Below are 15,206 nucleotides of genomic sequence, written 5' to 3'. Positions count from 1 at the left end.
CCCCCGTACCGACCGACCCGCCGAGCTTCGAGGTGACGACCGAGGGCGTCCCGGACGACGGGACCAGGTACCGACTCTCCCAGCTGTTCAAGCTCGGCCCCTTCGGCAACGACCACTTCGTCGGACTCCGGGTGGCCGTCGGGGTATTGCTTCCGCTGCTGGTCCTGATCGGTCTGGACCGCATCGACCTGACCGTCTACGCGGTGTTCGGATCCTTCGTCGGGATCTACTCGCGTGCACCCTTGCACACCGACCGGCTCACGACCCAGGTCAAGGCAGCTGCACTGACCTGGCTCATCATCCTGGCCGCCTGGTTCACCGGCGACGCCGTGGTCCACGGTGCGGAGACCTCCACGACCCGGTGGTGGTTGGTCGGGGTCACGGCCGTGGTGGCCTCTCTCTCCTCCGTGCTCACGGCCTACCTGCGACTGCGCCCGGCCGGTTCCCTGTTCCAGGTCTTCGCCTTCGCTGCGGTGGCCTCGGTCCCGCACCAGGCAGCACTGGGTGAGGCCATGTTCACCACCACCGCGACCATGTTCCTCGGCCTGGTGCTCGGCCAGATCGGACGCGTGCTACCGAAGCACCGCACGGAGCGCGTGCTCACCCCGGTTCGTCCCTTCTCCGTACGCATGAGGCGGGCCATCATGCAGGAGGGCTTGGCGAACCTGGTCGCTGCCGGCCTCGCAGGAACGGTTGCGGCACTCGTGGCCGATCCTCTGAACATGGGCCACATCTATTGGGCCATGGTGGCGGGCGTGGTGCCGCTGGCCGGACACACCACCGGCAAACGCATGGTCAGGGCCGTTCACCGTGTGCTGGGCACGGCCGTCGGCCTGGGCCTCATGGCCCTCATCATCCTGCTGCAGCCTGAACCCTGGCTGGCCGTGATCCTGTTGGGCTGCACGCAGTTCGCCGTGGAGTGCTTCGTGATCCGCAACTACTTCTGGGGCATGGTGTTCGTGACCCCGCTGGCCCTGATCGGCACCTCCTTGGGCGGCGACTTGAACTTCGCGGTCCTCTACGACCGGGCCGTGGAAACCATCATCGGTTTGGTGGTCGGACTGATCGTGGTGGAAACCATGGACAAGCTCGGGGCCATGACGCTGCGTCGGGAGGAGAAGGTCGGGTGAACCAGGCCAAGAATCAAGCCGAGCGCGGGAGCGACGTCGACCGCTTCAGCCTGCGTGCGCTCTTCGCCTTGGCGCCGCTGAACGGTGACCATTTCGTGGGCCTGCGCGCAGGTATCGGGGTCATGCTGCCCCTCCTGTTCCTCATCGCCATCGACCGGCTGGACCTGGCCCCGTACGTGGTCTTCGGATCCTTCGTGGGCGTCTACTCCCGAGCACCCATGCACCTGGACCGGCTGCTGGTGCAGATCAAGGCCGCCGGGCTCATGTGGATCGTGGTCCTGCTCGCCTGGCTCAGCGGAGACCGGCTCATCCACGGCGCCCAGGACGCGAACGGCCAATGGTGGCTGGTCGCGTGCACATCGGTGGTCTCCGCGCTCGCCGCCCTCGCGGTGGGACTGTTACGGGTCCGTCCGGCCGGTTCCCTCTTCCATGTCTTCGCCTTCGCCGTGGTCGCCTCGATCCAGGACGCTCCACGGCTCGGCGATGCCATGTTCGCTGCGACCGCCACCATGGTGTTCTCCCTGATCGTGGGGCAGCTCGGACGCATCCTTCCCAAGTACCGCACGCCGTGGCAGGTCACCGTCTCCACCCCGATGCCCGCCCACGTCAAACGGGCCGTGTTCCAGGAACTACCGGCCTACTTCGTGGCCCCCGCGCTGGCAGGGAGCCTGGCCACCCTGTTGGCCGGGCCACTGGGCATGGGGCACGTGTACTGGGCCATGGTGGCCGCGGTGGTTCCGCTGGTGGGCCAGTCCACCATGCACCGCGTGATCCGTGGCGTGCACAGGGTCATCGGAACCGTGGCCGGCCTGGTGGTGATGGCCTTGATCGTCGCCCTGCAGCCGCAGCCGTGGCTGGCTATCGTCCTGATCGGCCTGACCCAGTTCCTGGCTGAGTACTTCGTGGTCCGCAACTACTTCTGGGCCATGGTCTTCATCACGCCACTGGCTCTGGTCGGATCCACGCTCGGGCACGTGCTGACCTGGCATGTGCTCTACGACCGGGCCATCGAGACCGGCATCGGCGTGGTCATCGGTATGGCCGTGGTGGAGGGCATGGCCTGGTGCGGCCGCAGGATCCTGGCCTACAGGGAAGGCAACGCTGCCTGATCCCGGAGCGCCCTCATCCGGATACCGGCGCCTCCAGGTCCCTCAGGACCTCCACGTCCAAGGCGATGGTGGCCAGTAATTCGGACTGATTCCATCCGGCCCAACCCGTGGCCAGCTGCGTGAGGGACTGATCCAGCCGTGCCCAACGCAGGCGCGCCTCGTCGTCGTGACGGCCCAGCTCACTTGCCCGTTGGATCTCCCGGTCGAACGAGGCCGGCCGGGTCATCTCGTGCCGGCGGATGCGTGCCGCGGGTCCTCGCATCTCGGCGAGCACCTCGTCCTCACCGGATCGCAGCGCGGTACCGAAGGCGGCGGCAGCCGCCGAATCGTCGTCGGCCACAGCCAACCACGCGGCCAAGGCGAGGCCGTGGCGGACCGGCCACCAGCGGTTCTCGTTACCGTCGAAGCCGCGGTCGGTGAGGTGGGTCAGAAGCGGCCGCGCCGCCTCCAGGTCCGCATGCACCACGATCAGGCGATCCACGGCCGTGGCCAGATCCGCCAGGTGGGCGCCGGCACGGACGTTGATGCCTGGGACCAGGTTCAGGGCGATCCTGACCAGTTCCGCGTCCTCGCGGTGTGCCTCCGTGGCGGAGAGCAGGGCTGCCTCCGGACCGGTCTCCGGCACCGTCATGGTCAGCAGATCCTTCAACCCGGGCGGGGGAGTGCGGTCCGTGTAGACCCGCACAGTTGAGCCGATCGCGATGCGCACCTGGGTGCGGTCCTCGAGGACGGCCTCGACACACATGTCGCTTCCGAAGGAGTCCCTCAACACGCGGGTGGAGACCACGGCGGAGCTCGGCAGCCCGTCGCGACGCATGAAACGGTCACCGGCTGCGATCTCCCTGGCCTTGGCCTGGCGTCGAGAACGCGGGCCGGAGAAACGCCCGGAGAACCGGCCTCCGTCTGCGCCCTGGGTCATGCTCTCCTCCTCATCCCTGCCGTCTCTTCCCTTCCAGTGCGGACAGTGCTGTCGTCACCGACCGACTACCGGCCCCAGCCCACATGCGCCAGTGCTGCCTGGACGATGTGGCCACGGCCGCCCAGGAATTCGCTCTGCACGGCATCGCTCAGGGCCTCTTCCGGGGTCATCCAGGTCAATTCCAGGGCGTCCTGGCGGGCCTGGCACTCGCCCTGCACCGGTATCACGTACTCCAGCGCCACCGCGTGCTGGCGCTCGTCCACCAGGCCGGTCTGGGAGGGGGCCGGGAAGTACTCGCCCACCGTGAACGGGGTGATGGAGGGCGGCAGCTGCGGCATGGCGAGCGGGCCGAGGTCCTTCTCCAGATGTCGCAGCAGGGCCGCACGGATGGTTTCGCGATACATCACCCGGCCGGAGACGAACATGCGCTGCATGTGCCCTTCCGCGTCCGAGGTGAACAGCAGGCCGACGTGGGACACGTAACCCATGGAGTCGAGTCGGACGGGAACTGCCTCGACGTAGACCATGGGCAGGCGTTCGCGGGCCTCGTGGAGGTCTGCCTCGTTGAGCCAACCGGGGTTCGGGTCAGGAGTGCGCACGTTCATGTCTCATTCCTACCCGAGAACCCGCGCTCGGTGGGGTTCACGCGCCGATGTTCGCTGTTTGCTCACTCGACGCGTCTGCTCACTCGACGCGGTTGCTCACCAACCGCCGCGGGCGAACTGCTCCGCGATCGGGTTCTGGCGTGCAGGCACCCGCAGCGCCTTGGCGGCGGAGCCAGCCCAATGCGGATCGCGCAGGGCGGCCCGGCCGATGCTGATCGCGTCCGCCGTCCCCAGCGTCAGGATCGTCTCGGCCTGGTCGGCTTCCTCGATCAGCCCCACGGCAGAGACCACAGCATGCCCGACGGCGCCGTGCCCGACGTGGTGACCAACGGCGGCGCGCACGCGCGCCGCGAGCGGCGCCTGGTAGGCGGGGCCCACGGGGATGTCCACCGTGCCGTCGGGCCCCACGAAGCCGCCGGAGGAGACGTCGATCCATGAGATGCCGTGGTGGGCCACGAGGTCTTCGCTCAGGCGGGCGCTGGCCTCGATATCCCACCCGCCCGCGATCCAGTCCGTGCCGGAGATGCGAATCCCCAGGGGCTTGGATGCCGGCCAGACCTCGCGGATGGCGTCGGCGATCTCCCGGACCAGCCGAGTGCGGTTCTCCTCACTGCCGCCGTAGGAATCCGTGCGGTCATTGATCACCGGTGAGAGGAACTGGTGGATGAGGTAACCGTGGGCCGCATGGATCTGGATGACGTCGTAACCGGCCTCGTCCGCACGGGCGGCGGCCTCGGCAAAGGACCGGACCACGCCCGCGATCTCGGCTTCGGTCAGCGCGTGCGGGGTCTTCAGACCGGGGACGGTGGGGCGGGTGCTGGAGGAGACGGTGTCCCAGCCGCCCTGGTCCTCGTCGAGGCTGCCGGTGGTGGTGCCGCCGAACCCCGATCCCGTGGAGGCCTTGCCGCCTGCATGGGCCAGTTGCACGGCGGCGACCGCACCCTGCGAGTGGATGAAATCGGTGATCCTGCGATGGGTTTCGACCTGGTTCTCGTTCCACAAACCCACGTCTTCCGGGGAGATGCGGCCGCGCGCCTCCACCGCGGTGGCCTCGATCGAGACGAGACCGAAGCCGCCTTGGGCCAAGCTGCCGAGGTGGGCAAGATGCCAGTCGGTGGGGATCCCGTCGCGGGCCGTGACCGAGTACTGACACATCGGGGCGATGAAGGCACGGTTGCGGACCTCCAGGCCGTCGCCGTCGGAGGTGGGGATGGTGATCGGAGAGAAGAGTTTGCTCACGCTGGGTGCCAACCGCGGCGGAAGCGGTGTTGTTCCTTCGTACTGACAGGATGACGCCGCATGACGTAGCCGAGCCTCGCTCGGAGCCGGTCTCTCACCCCAGAGCCGGGGGAGACCCGGCTCCACGGTGAGGTGGCGGCTCTAAGCGGAACGGACTGCAGCATTACGCTGGTGTGTATGAGGTCTGGACACCCGCCTTCGCCTGCCGGTCCGATCATTCCGGACGCCCCCGAGACTGCTGCCGCTGCTGCCGCGCTCGAGTTCGCGCGGGAGTACTACTCGCCGGATGTCCTGAATCACGCGGTCAGGTCCTGGATCTGGGCAGAGCACATCGGCGCGGAGCGCGGCATCGAGAACATCGATCATGAGCTTCTCTACGTGGCCGCGCTCTTGCACGACATCGGTCTGGCTCCGGCCTACGACAACGTCGCCCTGTCCTACGAGGAGGCCGGAGGCCACGTGGCCATTGCGCTGACCACGGGAGCGGGCTGGGCACCCGAACGAAGGCAGCGCGTCCTGAACGTGATCGTCAGGCACAACTGGACGTCCGTGGACGTGGATCTCGATGCGGAAGGCCACCTGCTGGAACTGGCCACGGGGCTGGATGTCACCGGAGCCAACGCTGAACTCGTGTCCGACGAGCTGGTCGCCGCGGTGCTCGCGGACTTCCCCCGCGGGGACTTCGGTGCGGAATTCCTTGCTTGCGTCACCGATCAGGCGGAGCGGAAACCTGACACGGCTGCCAGCCGGATCGCCGGGGCGGGCCTGGCCGCCAAGGTGACGGCGCATCCCCACGAGTCACGAGGCTGATCCGACCCTCGGCGTGACTCCGACCCGGACCTCCCGTTGTAGGGCGGCCCGTTGCAACGCGGCGTCGAGATCCTCCAGCGGGTAAGTTGCCTCCACGAACTCGTCGAACGGGTAGTCCTTCCAGTGCCGCACCAGGAAATTCGTGGCCTCCCTCAAATCATCAGGGGCGTAGTTGTGTACGCCGGTCACGGTGAGCAGCCCGCGCACCACTCGTTCGGGGGCCACGTCCACGGGATCGGTGGGGAAGACGCTGCCGACCAGGACCACGCAGCCGCCCACCGCGGTCACGTCGAGTGCCGTCCGGACTGCTGCCGGAGAACCGGAGGCCTCCACCACCACGTCGATGTCCCCAGCGGGACCGGGGTGCTTGCCTGACCGGTTCTGCGCCAAGGCATCCGGAGTGAGGACCTCGTCGGCGCCGAAACGGGTCGCCAGGTACCGGCGTCCGGGTGACGGATCCACGACCGTGACCCGTGCGCCCCGTTCGCGAGCCATGGCGCACGCGGTGAGTCCGATGAGTCCGGCTCCGGACAGCAGCACATGGGCTCGTCCTAGATCGAGGCTGCGTTCGGCCGCACCGAGAGCGGCCCAGGCGGTGGCGATGCCGCATCCAGCCGGGGCCAGCACGGCCGATGGGATCTCGTGCGGGACTTTCACGATCGGAGTTCCCTCGACCAGATGCATGTGGGTGGCGAATCCGCCGCTCAGGACCCAGTCCGGTTGGATCTGCTGGTGGCCGTATTTACGTAGATGGCGACACTTCTGGGGTATCCCTCGCCTGCATCGATCGCAGTGACCGCAGTGCGCGGCCACGGACCAGACCACCCTGTCGCCGCACGCCACCGGGGCGTCCTGCCCCACAGCTGCGACCCGTCCTACGCTCTCGTGTCCCAGGACGAGAGGTGTCGGCTCGTGGCGGTCCCCTCGCACGGTGTGCACGTCCGAGCCGCACACCGTGGAGAGTTCCACCTCGACCACGACCTCACCGCGGCGGAGCGTGAGTTTCGGGACGGTGACGCTCTCGAGCGGCAGACCGGGGCCGGCGAAGACCATGGCGGTGGCATCCACGGTGACCTCGGCAGCGGTCGGTGCGGGACGGTCGGTGTCGAGGCTCATGCGCGCAGCGTCTCCAATGCCACGAGGTCCTCGCCGACGTCACGGGCGGAGGAGAGCTGCGAATGCAGCTCGGAGACATTGGCGAGGACGGCATCTGCACCGGCGGCGGTGAGGGTGTCGCGATCGTGTGCCCCGGAGGTCACCCCGACGACGAGCCCCGCGCCGGCTCTGCGTCCCGATTCCATGTCGCTGGCGGTGTCACCCACCACGGCGACGCATTCCACGGAGCTGGTCTCGCTCCGGATGAGAGCGGTGAGGACCAGGTCGGGAGCGGGACGGCCCCGGCCCACGTCGGCCGGCGAGAGCACCAGATCGACCTTGCTCTGCCACCCCAGATCGTCCAAGATCGCATCGCGTGTCTTCGGAGAGAAGCCGGTGGTCAGGGCGACCTTGACCCCTACGGAGCGGGCCCAGTCGAAGAGCGCCTCGGCCCCCGGCATGGCCTCCACACCACCGTTGGCGATGAGATCCGCATAGGCTCGCTCGAACTCCACGGTGGCACCGGCGGCCTTGGCCGTGTCGCCTCCTGCCAGGTGCGTGAAGACATCCAGCTTGGACTGACCCATGGTTTCTCGGACGTAGTCGAGCGCCTCGTCCCACGGCGTGGATCCGAGCACCGCCGTGGCTTCCGCCGCGCGAAAAAAGGCCCTTTCCACCACGCCGTCGTCACGGACGGTGGTGCCTGCCATATCGCAGACGAGCAGTTCCAAGGGGCGGCTGAAATCGTTCATGATGTGTAGTCCTCGTGATCGGTTTTCTGTGTCGGCGAAGGAGATGTCGTTGATCCGGTGGGGGCAGTGCGCTCGCCAAGAGCCCGTGCGACTGCATCTTCCGCAAGCCCCAATCCACAGGTCATGCCGATACCCGTGGTCGCGGCCAGGGCCACCACGCCGGGTGCCACCTCACGACGAAGGAACTCGTCGACACCCTTGGCGTAGACGCCCTGCCAACGTTCCAACACCGTGGGGCGGGGAACCCCGAACAGCTCCGCTGTCTCCTGTAACAGCAGTTCCTGCGCGGCCTCCGCTTGGAACGGACCAGGTGCCGTGGAGACCGTGTGGGTGTCTCCCACGAACAACGTGCCGTCGGGGAGCTGCGTGTACATCTGATTCACGTCGACGGCCGCGAGGTCCGGGCGTTCTTGATGCAGCCGTTGCCGCATGGTCCGGGCCTGAGGCAGATCGGCGAAGCGCGAGTAGCGTGCCAGCGACCAGCCGGTCAGTACCGGCGTCCGTAGTGGCGCAGCGAGGTCTGCCTGAACCCGCATCATGTCCAAAGCGCAGCGTTGGACACCCTCGGACTCGGCCAGGTCGGGCAGCAGCTGATCGAGGTCGTGGTTCACCGCGACGAAGGCATGCCGCGCGATGACGGCCCCCCGCGTGGTCTGTACTCTCACTCCACCCGAAACCGCATCGGAGACCAGCCTCAGTGCGGAGGTCCGCATCCTGAATTCCACGCCGCGCCGCGCGAGCAGCCTGGCGATGGCGTGGGCAGCAGAACGGGGGTCGGTCTGCAGGTCGTCCTGCAGCAGGGCCCCGCCCAGGAGCGAGCTGGTGCCGACCGGTGCGTGATCCCGCACTTCGGAGGCCGTCTGCATACGGATCCCGTTGGCGTCCTGTGCACGTGCCGCCTCGAGCACGGCCACTTCGTCCTCGTGACGGGCCGCGACCACGCTGCCGCAGGCGCGCAACCAGAACCCTGCGTCGCGTGCCAGCTCCAGCCAGAGGGGTCGCGCCAGGCTCGCGTAGCGGGCCGCCTCCCCGGTCTGCGCACCGATGCATGCGTGGCCGAAGTTGCGCACCGAGGCACCGACGATGTCGTCGCACCGATCGACGACGATCACGTCGAGCCCACGCCGTCGAGCCGCGTGGGCCACGCCGAGCCCCACGATCCCAGCGCCGATCACGGCGATGTCGCAATCCGTGACGGAGGCACTCACCGGAACACCTTCCTCATCCACATGGCGATCCCTTCCACGATCAGCACGGTCACGAGGATCATGATCACGATGGAGCCCACCAGCTGATAGTTGGACCCCTGTCCGGCGTTGAGCAGGTAATAGCCCACGCCGCCGCCACCGACGATGCCGAGCAGTGTCGCCGCGCGGATGTTGGTGTCCAACAGGTAGAAGGTGTGTCCCACCAGCGATCTGGCGCCCTGAGGCAGCGTGGCTGCTGCGAACATCTGCACGCGGGAGGCACCCGAGGCCGTGATGGCGCGTTCGGGACCGCGCGGGACCTCCTCGAAGGAGTCCGCGATGAGCTTGCCGAGCAGCCCGATCCCGCCGAAGGCCAATGCGATGGTGCCGGCCTGCGAGCCGAGGCCCGTGATGACGATCAGCACGATGGCGAGGATCACCTCCGGCACCCCTCGGATGACCACGAGCAGCATCCTGAAGGTGTTTCTGGTTCCGTGGGTGGGGGCCACATTGCGTGCGGCGAGCGACCCGATCAGCAGGGAGAACACGAAGGCGATCAGGGTTGCGGCCAGCGCGATCATGATGGTGTCCAGCATGGCGGCGAAGATCTTGGAGAACCCGTAGCTGCCGAAGTTCGGGGGCCAGAAGGACGTGGCGACCGGCGGGACCTCGCGCCAGAAGGTGAGGAAGTCACCCCAGGTGATGTCGCTGACCAGCACGGCGGCCACGACCACGGCGACCGCCGTCCACCCCGCCAGGACGTTCTTGATCCTTCTGCCGGTCCACGGCCGCTTCAGCGCCTCGGTGGGTGAGACGGCGGTGGGTGAGGCGAAGGTGCCCGACGCGTTGGTGCCCGACGTGGTGTGGCCGGCATCCGCCGTCGGGCCTTGGCGATTGCGTCGACGCGTGCCGCCTGCGGCGGCGCGGCGGCGCTGCATCAGCTTCACGAGGCCGCCCTTGCCTGCCTGGTCCCCGAGCATGGAGACACGCACGGCGGAGGAGACGATCTCCATCAGCACGCACAGCAGGAAGATCACCAGGGCGATCCCGAGACCCAGGCTGTAGTCCAGGGACTTGAACGCATTCGACATGGCCAGGCCGAGCCCGGCCACACCGACGAAACCGAGGATGACGGAGCCCCGCAGGTTGATGTCGTTGCGATGCAGCACCGTGGCGACCCAGGAGGGCATGACCTGAGGAAGGATGCCTGCGGAGAACTCCTGCCACTTGGAGCCGCCGGCCGCTCGGATGGCCAGGCGTGGGCCCTCGTCGATCTGCTCGATGGCGTCGGCGAAGAGCTTGGAGATCATGCCGATCGAGTGGATGCCGATGGCCAGGATGCCCGGGAGCGCGCCAAGGGAGAACATCAGGACGAAGACCATGGCAAGGACAACGTCCGGAATGGCACGAGTGAACACACCGACAAAACGGGCCAGTCCCATCCACATGCGTCCGGGCGTCGTGTTGGAAGCAGCCAGATACGCCACCGGTACCGAGAGCACCGCCGCGAGCACGGTGCCGGCGATCACCAGCCCCAGTGTCTGCACGGTGAGGGTCAGCAGCTCGGTCGCGGGAGGGAAGGAGAGACCCCCGACGCGGGCGAAGAAACGTTGCGCATTGGAGGACTCCCCGAACATCGCCGGGAGGGAGATATCGATCCTTATCAAGGCCAGGATCGCCAACACGACGAGGACGCCGAGACAGATCCCGGCGGCAAGACGTTGCGCGTCGTGGCGTGGCCGCGGAGTGACTCGTGGTGATGATCCTCGGGCTGGAGCGGGAGCCGTGGACACGGTGCTCATGCGGTCCGGCCCCCGGCAGACAGCGGTTCGGACTCCCGCACCGACTCCACGATCCTGTCGATCTCGTCCACCTCCGAGGTCGTGGTGGCGACCTGGCCGTAGATCTCCATGACCTCGGATTTGGTCAGACCCGTTGCGGGGGTGTCGAGGACGACTCCACCATGACGTAGGCCCACGATGCGGTCGGCCCACGAGATCGCCAGATCCACCTGATGAAGGGAACAGAGCACGGTCAGTTTCTCCTCGGCGGCGATCTCACGGATCAACGCCATGACCTGAGAACTGGACTGCGGGTCCAGTGATGCCACCGGTTCGTCCGCCAGCAACACCTCCGGGTCCTGCATCAGAGCCCTGGCGATCGCGACGCGCTGCTGCTGGCCTCCGGAGAGGGTGTCGGCACGTTGGTACGCCTGCGAGAGCAGCCCTACCCGGTCCAGATGCCCCAGAGCCTTCAGTTTCAAGGCTTTCGGGTAGCCGAACAAGCCGAGGCGTGGTCCCCGAACCCGGCCGAGGGCGCCGGTGAGAACGTTCTCCAGGACGGTGAGAGGTCCCACCAGTTCGAACTGCTGGAAGATGAAACCGACCCTGGAACGCAGTGAGCGCAACGCCTTGCCTCGCAGCCGAGGCACGGGCTGACTCAGGACCTCGACCGTGCCGGCGGTCGGGGTCTCCAGTGCGTCCACATGACGCAACAGAGTGGATTTCCCGGAGCCCGACAGGCCGAGCAGCACCACGATCTCGCCCTGCTCCACCCTCAGGTCCACACCGGTGAGTGCCTGCGTCCCGTCGTCGAATCGCTTGCTCAGACCGTCGACCCGGATCACGGTGCTGCCAGTGCCAGTGCCAGTGCCAGTGCCAGTGCCCGTGCCAGTGCCCGGGGTCAGCCCTCCGTGCACTGCTCCGCCTTGGTTTCCTTGCACAGCGTGCGGATCTCGTCGTAGTAGGCGTCATCCACCGGGGACGTGCCGTAGAAGACCTGGCGGAATGCATCGGTGTCCGCGCTCTTCACCCCGGAATCCACGATCTCGTCCGCCGTGACCTCCTTGAGCAGGTCGGTCAGTTGGTCCTTCGTCTCCTTGGGCAGTGCGTCTGCCACGACGATGGGGGCACCGGGGACCAGGGTCTTGTCGACGACCTTCACCTTGTCGTTCTTGGCGACCTCGACGTCTTCGGCGAATCCGGCCTCGCATTCGGTGCCTACCGCGGTCTTCTTCACGCTCACGTCGTGTTTACCTGCGAAGACCGGGCTGATGTCTTCCTTCGGGTCGATGCCGTTGTCCAGCAGGTTGTAGCTGGGGAAGAGATAACCGGAGGTGGAGGAGGGATCCACGAAGCAGACCTTCTTGCCCTTGAAATCCTTGATGGATTCGATGTCGCTGTCCTTGGGCGCGATGGCCTCGGAGTAGTAGCCGGGCTCCGCGCCCTCCTTGGTGATGATGGAGGAGATGGGGGTCAGCTCCGCGCCCTTGGTGGTGGCGGTGACGTAGGTGAACCCGGAGAACGAGGCCACGTCGATCTTCCCTGCGACCGAGGCCTCGATCAGTGCCGCGTAGTCGGTGGACTCGTGGTACTCGACCTCCTTGCCGGTCTCCTGGGCGATGTAGTCCATGAGTGGCTGGTAGTTGGTCTCGGTATCCACTGAGTCCGGAACCACGCCGAACACCAAGGTGTCCTTGTCCACGGCATAACCACCGGAACCCTCCGCGTTGGCATCGGAGGAACAGGCGGCGAGGCCGAGGCCGAGCAGGGCCATGGAGGCGACGGCAGCGCTGCGCCGAAGGAGGCCTGCGCTAGGGGTAGAGATCATGGTGACCGGGGTGCCTTTCGATTCGTGAGATGCGGGGTCGCAAACCACGTTGGCACATGGAATCGGTCGAAAAGGGTGTTGTTGGAAAGCGTTCAGATACGGTTCACAAGAACCTTGCCTGAGTTAATTCTCGAGGTTCGTTGATTCTCGGGGTTCGTTAATTCTTGAGGTGCGTGAAGGAAGGGTTCAGTTGCTGTAGCGGCGCACGAAATTGGAGAGCACGGCGCGGGCGTGGGACACGTCGGTGCTCAGGGCGATCTCGGTCAGTGCCGTGGCCTCTGAGGGGTCGAAATAGCCGTGGTGCTTGTACGCGTCGATGCGTTGCGCCAGCCCGCGCCCGTCGAGCTCCGGGTGGAACTGCGTGGCATAGACGTTGGAACCCAGCTTGAACATCTGCACGGGGGCCGGGCCGGAGGTGGCCAGGAGGGTGGCGCCGGTGGGCAGTGTGCTCATGGCCTCCTTGTGGCCCACGAACGCGGTGAAGGTCTTCGGCATCCCGGCCAGCACCGGGTCGGCGGCACCCTCGTCGGTCACCTGGATGGTGGAGGGCCCGACGGGTTCCGGATAGGTACGGTCCACCACACCGCCGGCCGCACGGCCCAGGATCCCCACGCCGTAGCAGAGGCCAAGGAAGGGCAGGTCGTGCTCCAGCACTGTGGAAACCAGTTCCACGAGCTGCCCCTCGACTCGTTCCTGCAATGCCGACGGTTCAGGGTCGGTGGAGGTGAAGGGTGAGCCGCCCAGGATCACCCCCGAGTACTGGCGCAGGGACTCGAGGCCCGGCACAGGGGAGAAGGCGTCCCGCTCCAGCCGGTGCTGCACCACGTCTCCTGGAGCCAGCCCCGCGAGTTCGGTGACGCCGCGCAATTCTCCGGCTACGACGTCGTCCTCCGGTCGGGTGGAAATGAGCAGGAAGGGCTTGGGTGTTCCACCTGATGACAACGAGATCAGGCCTTTCGTTCTGCAGAAGTGATGGCCTGACGACGAGACAAGGCGGCCAGGAAGGCTGCCAGGGTGCCCACGATGGCCAGGACCATGAGCAGAACCTGTCCGGTGAGAATGGCGGCAGGGATCAGCCACGCCACACCGAAGGCGAGACCGGCGGAAGGGAGGATGCGGCCGCGCTCGCTGGACCCCGCGATGAACACGGGAACCAAGGCGGCGATCAGGAAGATGGTCCCGAGCAGTGCGGGCGGCCCCGAGTTGATCTGCAATCCGGCCAGTAGCGCCGAAGCAGACCAGCAGAAGGTGAACGCGCCCCAACCCAACGCGAGTTCCAACGGGGCATCGGTGAGCCAGCGTTCCCTCGGGCTGCGTGCGGTGAGCAGGTTGAGCGCATGGACCCCGTAGCCTGCGCCGGCCATCAGCGCCAGCGCCGCGATCAGGGCGACCCAGGCCAGGCCGTTCGCTGCGGCGAGAATCCATCCGATCCCGGCACACGACACCACCAGCGTCGCCAAGCCGGTGCCTCTCTGACGCCGGGCGGAGCGTTGGTCCGGGAACCAGGAATGGACGGCTGAAGCCGTCATGATCAGACCCAGGACCGGCCAGGCGAAGGCAGCGACGAGCAGTGGAGCCAGGGAAGCCTGGTGGCGGGTGAACTCAGGCGACAGGCTGAGCGTCCCGGTCACCGTCATGTAACCCACCACCACGAAGGCAGCCGCGGCCAACGTGCTCGCGCAGCGGCGCACCACGTCCAAGAACGTGGCCTTGGGGGCGGGTGAGTACTCTGGCAGGTTGTACGGCGCCACGTACACGGAACCTGGGGGTGCGGGCCTGTTCGCGTCCGGGATGATCTTGGGTGAGGACGCGATGGGAACGTAGTTGGGACGTTCTTCGGAGTCCTCGGTCAACGATGTCTGGATGGCCTCACGCGCATCCCACACCATGGCATCGAGGTGACCGGCCTTGCGGTTCTCGGACAGGGCGGCGCGGGCCTCCAGGATGGCTTTGGTGCGGTCCGCCTTGTCCCGGATCCGCTCCGCCTCGAGATCCTTCTGAGCGCGCTCCTGCAAGTGCGCATCGCGGTCGCGTTCGTCGCGTTCCAGGTCGAAGGGCTCCTCTTGGGGAGTCCTCCGCTGGGTACCAGGGCGTTCACGTGGCGGGAAACGAAGGGTCTCGGGCGCGTCAGGTTCCGAGGTGCCGGATTCTTCCGGTTCCTCTTGTCGACGTGCCTGATTCTTCATCCCGACTCCCATCATGGGGTTGGTACGTGACGGACCCGATGGGCGCATCCCACCTCTGGGCCAAGCGTATCCAGCAGGACACGCCGGATCGCGGAGGCTGGCCGGGCATCGCCCGGTGTGTTGCCGGTGAGTTGCCTCGGAAGGTGAGGACCGCCGTCGGGCATGGCACCGATGCCCGACGCCGTGTGCCCGCCTCAGGCGGGCGCCTCCAGCAGGGTGCGGCGGGAGGTGAAGCGGCGCTGCGCGCCGCTGAGCGGGTCGGTGAAGGAGATCTGGCGGGCCAGGAGTTGCAGCGGCTTGCTGTGGTCGTCCGGGGCGTCGTCCAGGAGGTCCGGGTAGAAGGCGTCGTTGAGGATTCCGGCGCCGAGTTCGGCCAGGTGGACGCGGAGTTGATGGGTGCGGCCGGTGCGAGGACGAAGCCGCGTGTGGAGGACGGGAAGGCCCGCGTGGGTGCCTTGGGAGGTGCCGGTGGCGATGGGTTCGATGATGGTTTCGGCGTTGGGCGGTGCGTCGTCGTCCACGACCACGCGGATGACGCCCTTGTCCTTGTCGATGTGGTTTCGGT

General features: G+C 67.1%; 14 protein-coding genes and 1 pseudogene. 3 read left to right on the top strand and 12 right to left on the bottom strand.

Annotation, left to right across the window (positions count from 1 at the left end; all coding sequences use genetic code 11):
* On the top strand, positions 1 to 1,130 hold a 1,130-nt coding region (locus Q0A15_RS04490), incomplete at its 5' end, for an FUSC family protein (protein ID WP_291278338.1).
* The gene (locus Q0A15_RS04485) at positions 1,127 to 2,239 is read left to right on the top strand and encodes an FUSC family protein (RefSeq protein ID WP_291278337.1); all 1,113 of its coding nucleotides are present in this window, start codon (positions 1,127 to 1,129) and stop codon (positions 2,237 to 2,239) included. The genes Q0A15_RS04490 and Q0A15_RS04485, both read left to right, overlap by 4 nt.
* 13 nt (positions 2,240 to 2,252) lie before the next feature.
* Here Q0A15_RS04485 and Q0A15_RS04480 read toward each other — a convergent pair whose 3' ends face one another.
* From Q0A15_RS04480 to Q0A15_RS04470, 3 genes are all read right to left on the bottom strand, one after another.
* Positions 2,253 to 3,158, bottom strand: a complete 906-nt coding sequence (locus Q0A15_RS04480; RefSeq protein WP_291278336.1) for a DUF6707 family protein — start codon at positions 3,156 to 3,158, stop codon at positions 2,253 to 2,255.
* A 65-nt stretch (positions 3,159 to 3,223) separates the two neighbouring features.
* Positions 3,224 to 3,763: an NUDIX hydrolase family protein gene (locus Q0A15_RS04475; protein WP_291278335.1), complete on the bottom strand. Its 540-nt coding sequence runs from the start codon at positions 3,761 to 3,763 to the stop codon at positions 3,224 to 3,226.
* Between the two features lie 96 nt (positions 3,764 to 3,859).
* A complete protein-coding gene (locus Q0A15_RS04470; RefSeq protein WP_291278334.1) occupies positions 3,860 to 5,002 on the bottom strand; it encodes an NADH:flavin oxidoreductase/NADH oxidase in 1,143 nt (380 codons plus the stop codon).
* Positions 5,003 to 5,179: 177 nt separating this feature from the next.
* Here Q0A15_RS04470 and Q0A15_RS04465 point away from each other — a divergent pair, with 177 nt between their 5' ends.
* Positions 5,180 to 5,812, top strand: a complete 633-nt coding sequence (locus Q0A15_RS04465; RefSeq protein WP_291278333.1) for an HD domain-containing protein — start codon at positions 5,180 to 5,182, stop codon at positions 5,810 to 5,812.
* Here Q0A15_RS04465 and Q0A15_RS04460 read toward each other — a convergent pair.
* The 9 genes and pseudogenes from Q0A15_RS04460 to Q0A15_RS04420 form a co-directional block, all read right to left on the bottom strand.
* On the bottom strand, positions 5,801 to 6,928 hold the full coding sequence (locus tag Q0A15_RS04460; protein WP_291278332.1) for a zinc-binding dehydrogenase: 1,128 nt from the start codon (positions 6,926 to 6,928) through the stop codon (positions 5,801 to 5,803). The two genes, Q0A15_RS04465 and Q0A15_RS04460, sit on opposite strands and share 12 nt — an antisense overlap.
* Positions 6,925 to 7,659 (bottom strand): phosphonatase-like hydrolase, encoded by a 735-nt coding sequence (locus tag Q0A15_RS04455; RefSeq protein WP_291278331.1) that lies wholly within the window; start codon positions 7,657 to 7,659, stop codon positions 6,925 to 6,927. The genes Q0A15_RS04460 and Q0A15_RS04455 overlap by 4 nt, the downstream gene beginning before the upstream one ends.
* Positions 7,656 to 8,867: a TIGR03364 family FAD-dependent oxidoreductase gene (locus Q0A15_RS04450; protein WP_291278330.1), complete on the bottom strand. Its 1,212-nt coding sequence runs from the start codon at positions 8,865 to 8,867 to the stop codon at positions 7,656 to 7,658. Before Q0A15_RS04450 ends, Q0A15_RS04455 begins: the two co-directional genes overlap by 4 nt.
* On the bottom strand, positions 8,864 to 10,648 hold the full coding sequence (phnE, locus tag Q0A15_RS04445) for a phosphonate ABC transporter, permease protein PhnE (RefSeq protein ID WP_291278329.1): 1,785 nt from the start codon (positions 10,646 to 10,648) through the stop codon (positions 8,864 to 8,866). Before phnE ends, Q0A15_RS04450 begins: the two co-directional genes overlap by 4 nt.
* A complete protein-coding gene (gene phnC / locus Q0A15_RS04440) occupies positions 10,645 to 11,472 on the bottom strand; it encodes a phosphonate ABC transporter ATP-binding protein (protein WP_291278328.1) in 828 nt (275 codons plus the stop codon). The genes phnE and phnC overlap by 4 nt, the downstream gene beginning before the upstream one ends.
* A gap of 56 nt (positions 11,473 to 11,528) precedes the next feature.
* A complete protein-coding gene (locus tag Q0A15_RS04435; protein WP_291278327.1) occupies positions 11,529 to 12,455 on the bottom strand; it encodes a phosphate/phosphite/phosphonate ABC transporter substrate-binding protein in 927 nt (308 codons plus the stop codon).
* Between the two features lie 186 nt (positions 12,456 to 12,641).
* Positions 12,642 to 13,397 (bottom strand): glutamine amidotransferase, encoded by a 756-nt coding sequence (locus tag Q0A15_RS04430; RefSeq protein ID WP_291278326.1) that lies wholly within the window; start codon positions 13,395 to 13,397, stop codon positions 12,642 to 12,644.
* A 5-nt stretch (positions 13,398 to 13,402) separates the two neighbouring features.
* Positions 13,403 to 14,641, bottom strand: coding sequence for a hypothetical protein (locus Q0A15_RS04425; RefSeq protein ID WP_291278325.1), 1,239 nt, complete (start codon positions 14,639 to 14,641; stop codon positions 13,403 to 13,405).
* 194 nt (positions 14,642 to 14,835) lie between these two features.
* Positions 14,836 to 15,206: pseudogene (locus tag Q0A15_RS04420) on the bottom strand (pseudouridine synthase); the annotation flags it as partial.

It is taken from the genome of Galactobacter sp. (assembly GCF_022712295.1).
In the GTDB taxonomy this organism is placed as follows: domain Bacteria; phylum Actinomycetota; class Actinomycetes; order Actinomycetales; family Micrococcaceae; genus Galactobacter.
Note: the sequence above shows the minus strand (reverse complement) of the source record. Positions and strands in the feature narration are given on the sequence as shown.

What these genes read in the sequence shown, in the direction of transcription:
- Q0A15_RS04480 (WP_291278336.1), bottom strand. Translation starts at nt 3,158, where the DNA reads ATGACCCAGGGCGCAGACGGAGGCCGGTTCTCCGGGCGTTTCTCCGGC.
- Q0A15_RS04475 (WP_291278335.1), bottom strand. Translation starts at nt 3,763, where the DNA reads ATGAACGTGCGCACTCCTGACCCGAACCCCGGTTGGCTCAACGAGGCA.
- Q0A15_RS04465 (WP_291278333.1), top strand. Translation starts at nt 5,180, where the DNA reads ATGAGGTCTGGACACCCGCCTTCGCCTGCCGGTCCGATCATTCCGGAC.
- Q0A15_RS04460 (WP_291278332.1), bottom strand. Translation starts at nt 6,928, where the DNA reads ATGAGCCTCGACACCGACCGTCCCGCACCGACCGCTGCCGAGGTCACC.
- Q0A15_RS04455 (WP_291278331.1), bottom strand. Translation starts at nt 7,659, where the DNA reads ATGAACGATTTCAGCCGCCCCTTGGAACTGCTCGTCTGCGATATGGCA.
- phnE (WP_291278329.1), bottom strand. Translation starts at nt 10,648, where the DNA reads ATGAGCACCGTGTCCACGGCTCCCGCTCCAGCCCGAGGATCATCACCA.
- Q0A15_RS04435 (WP_291278327.1), bottom strand. Translation starts at nt 12,455, where the DNA reads ATGATCTCTACCCCTAGCGCAGGCCTCCTTCGGCGCAGCGCTGCCGTC.
- Q0A15_RS04425 (WP_291278325.1), bottom strand. Translation starts at nt 14,641, where the DNA reads ATGAAGAATCAGGCACGTCGACAAGAGGAACCGGAAGAATCCGGCACC.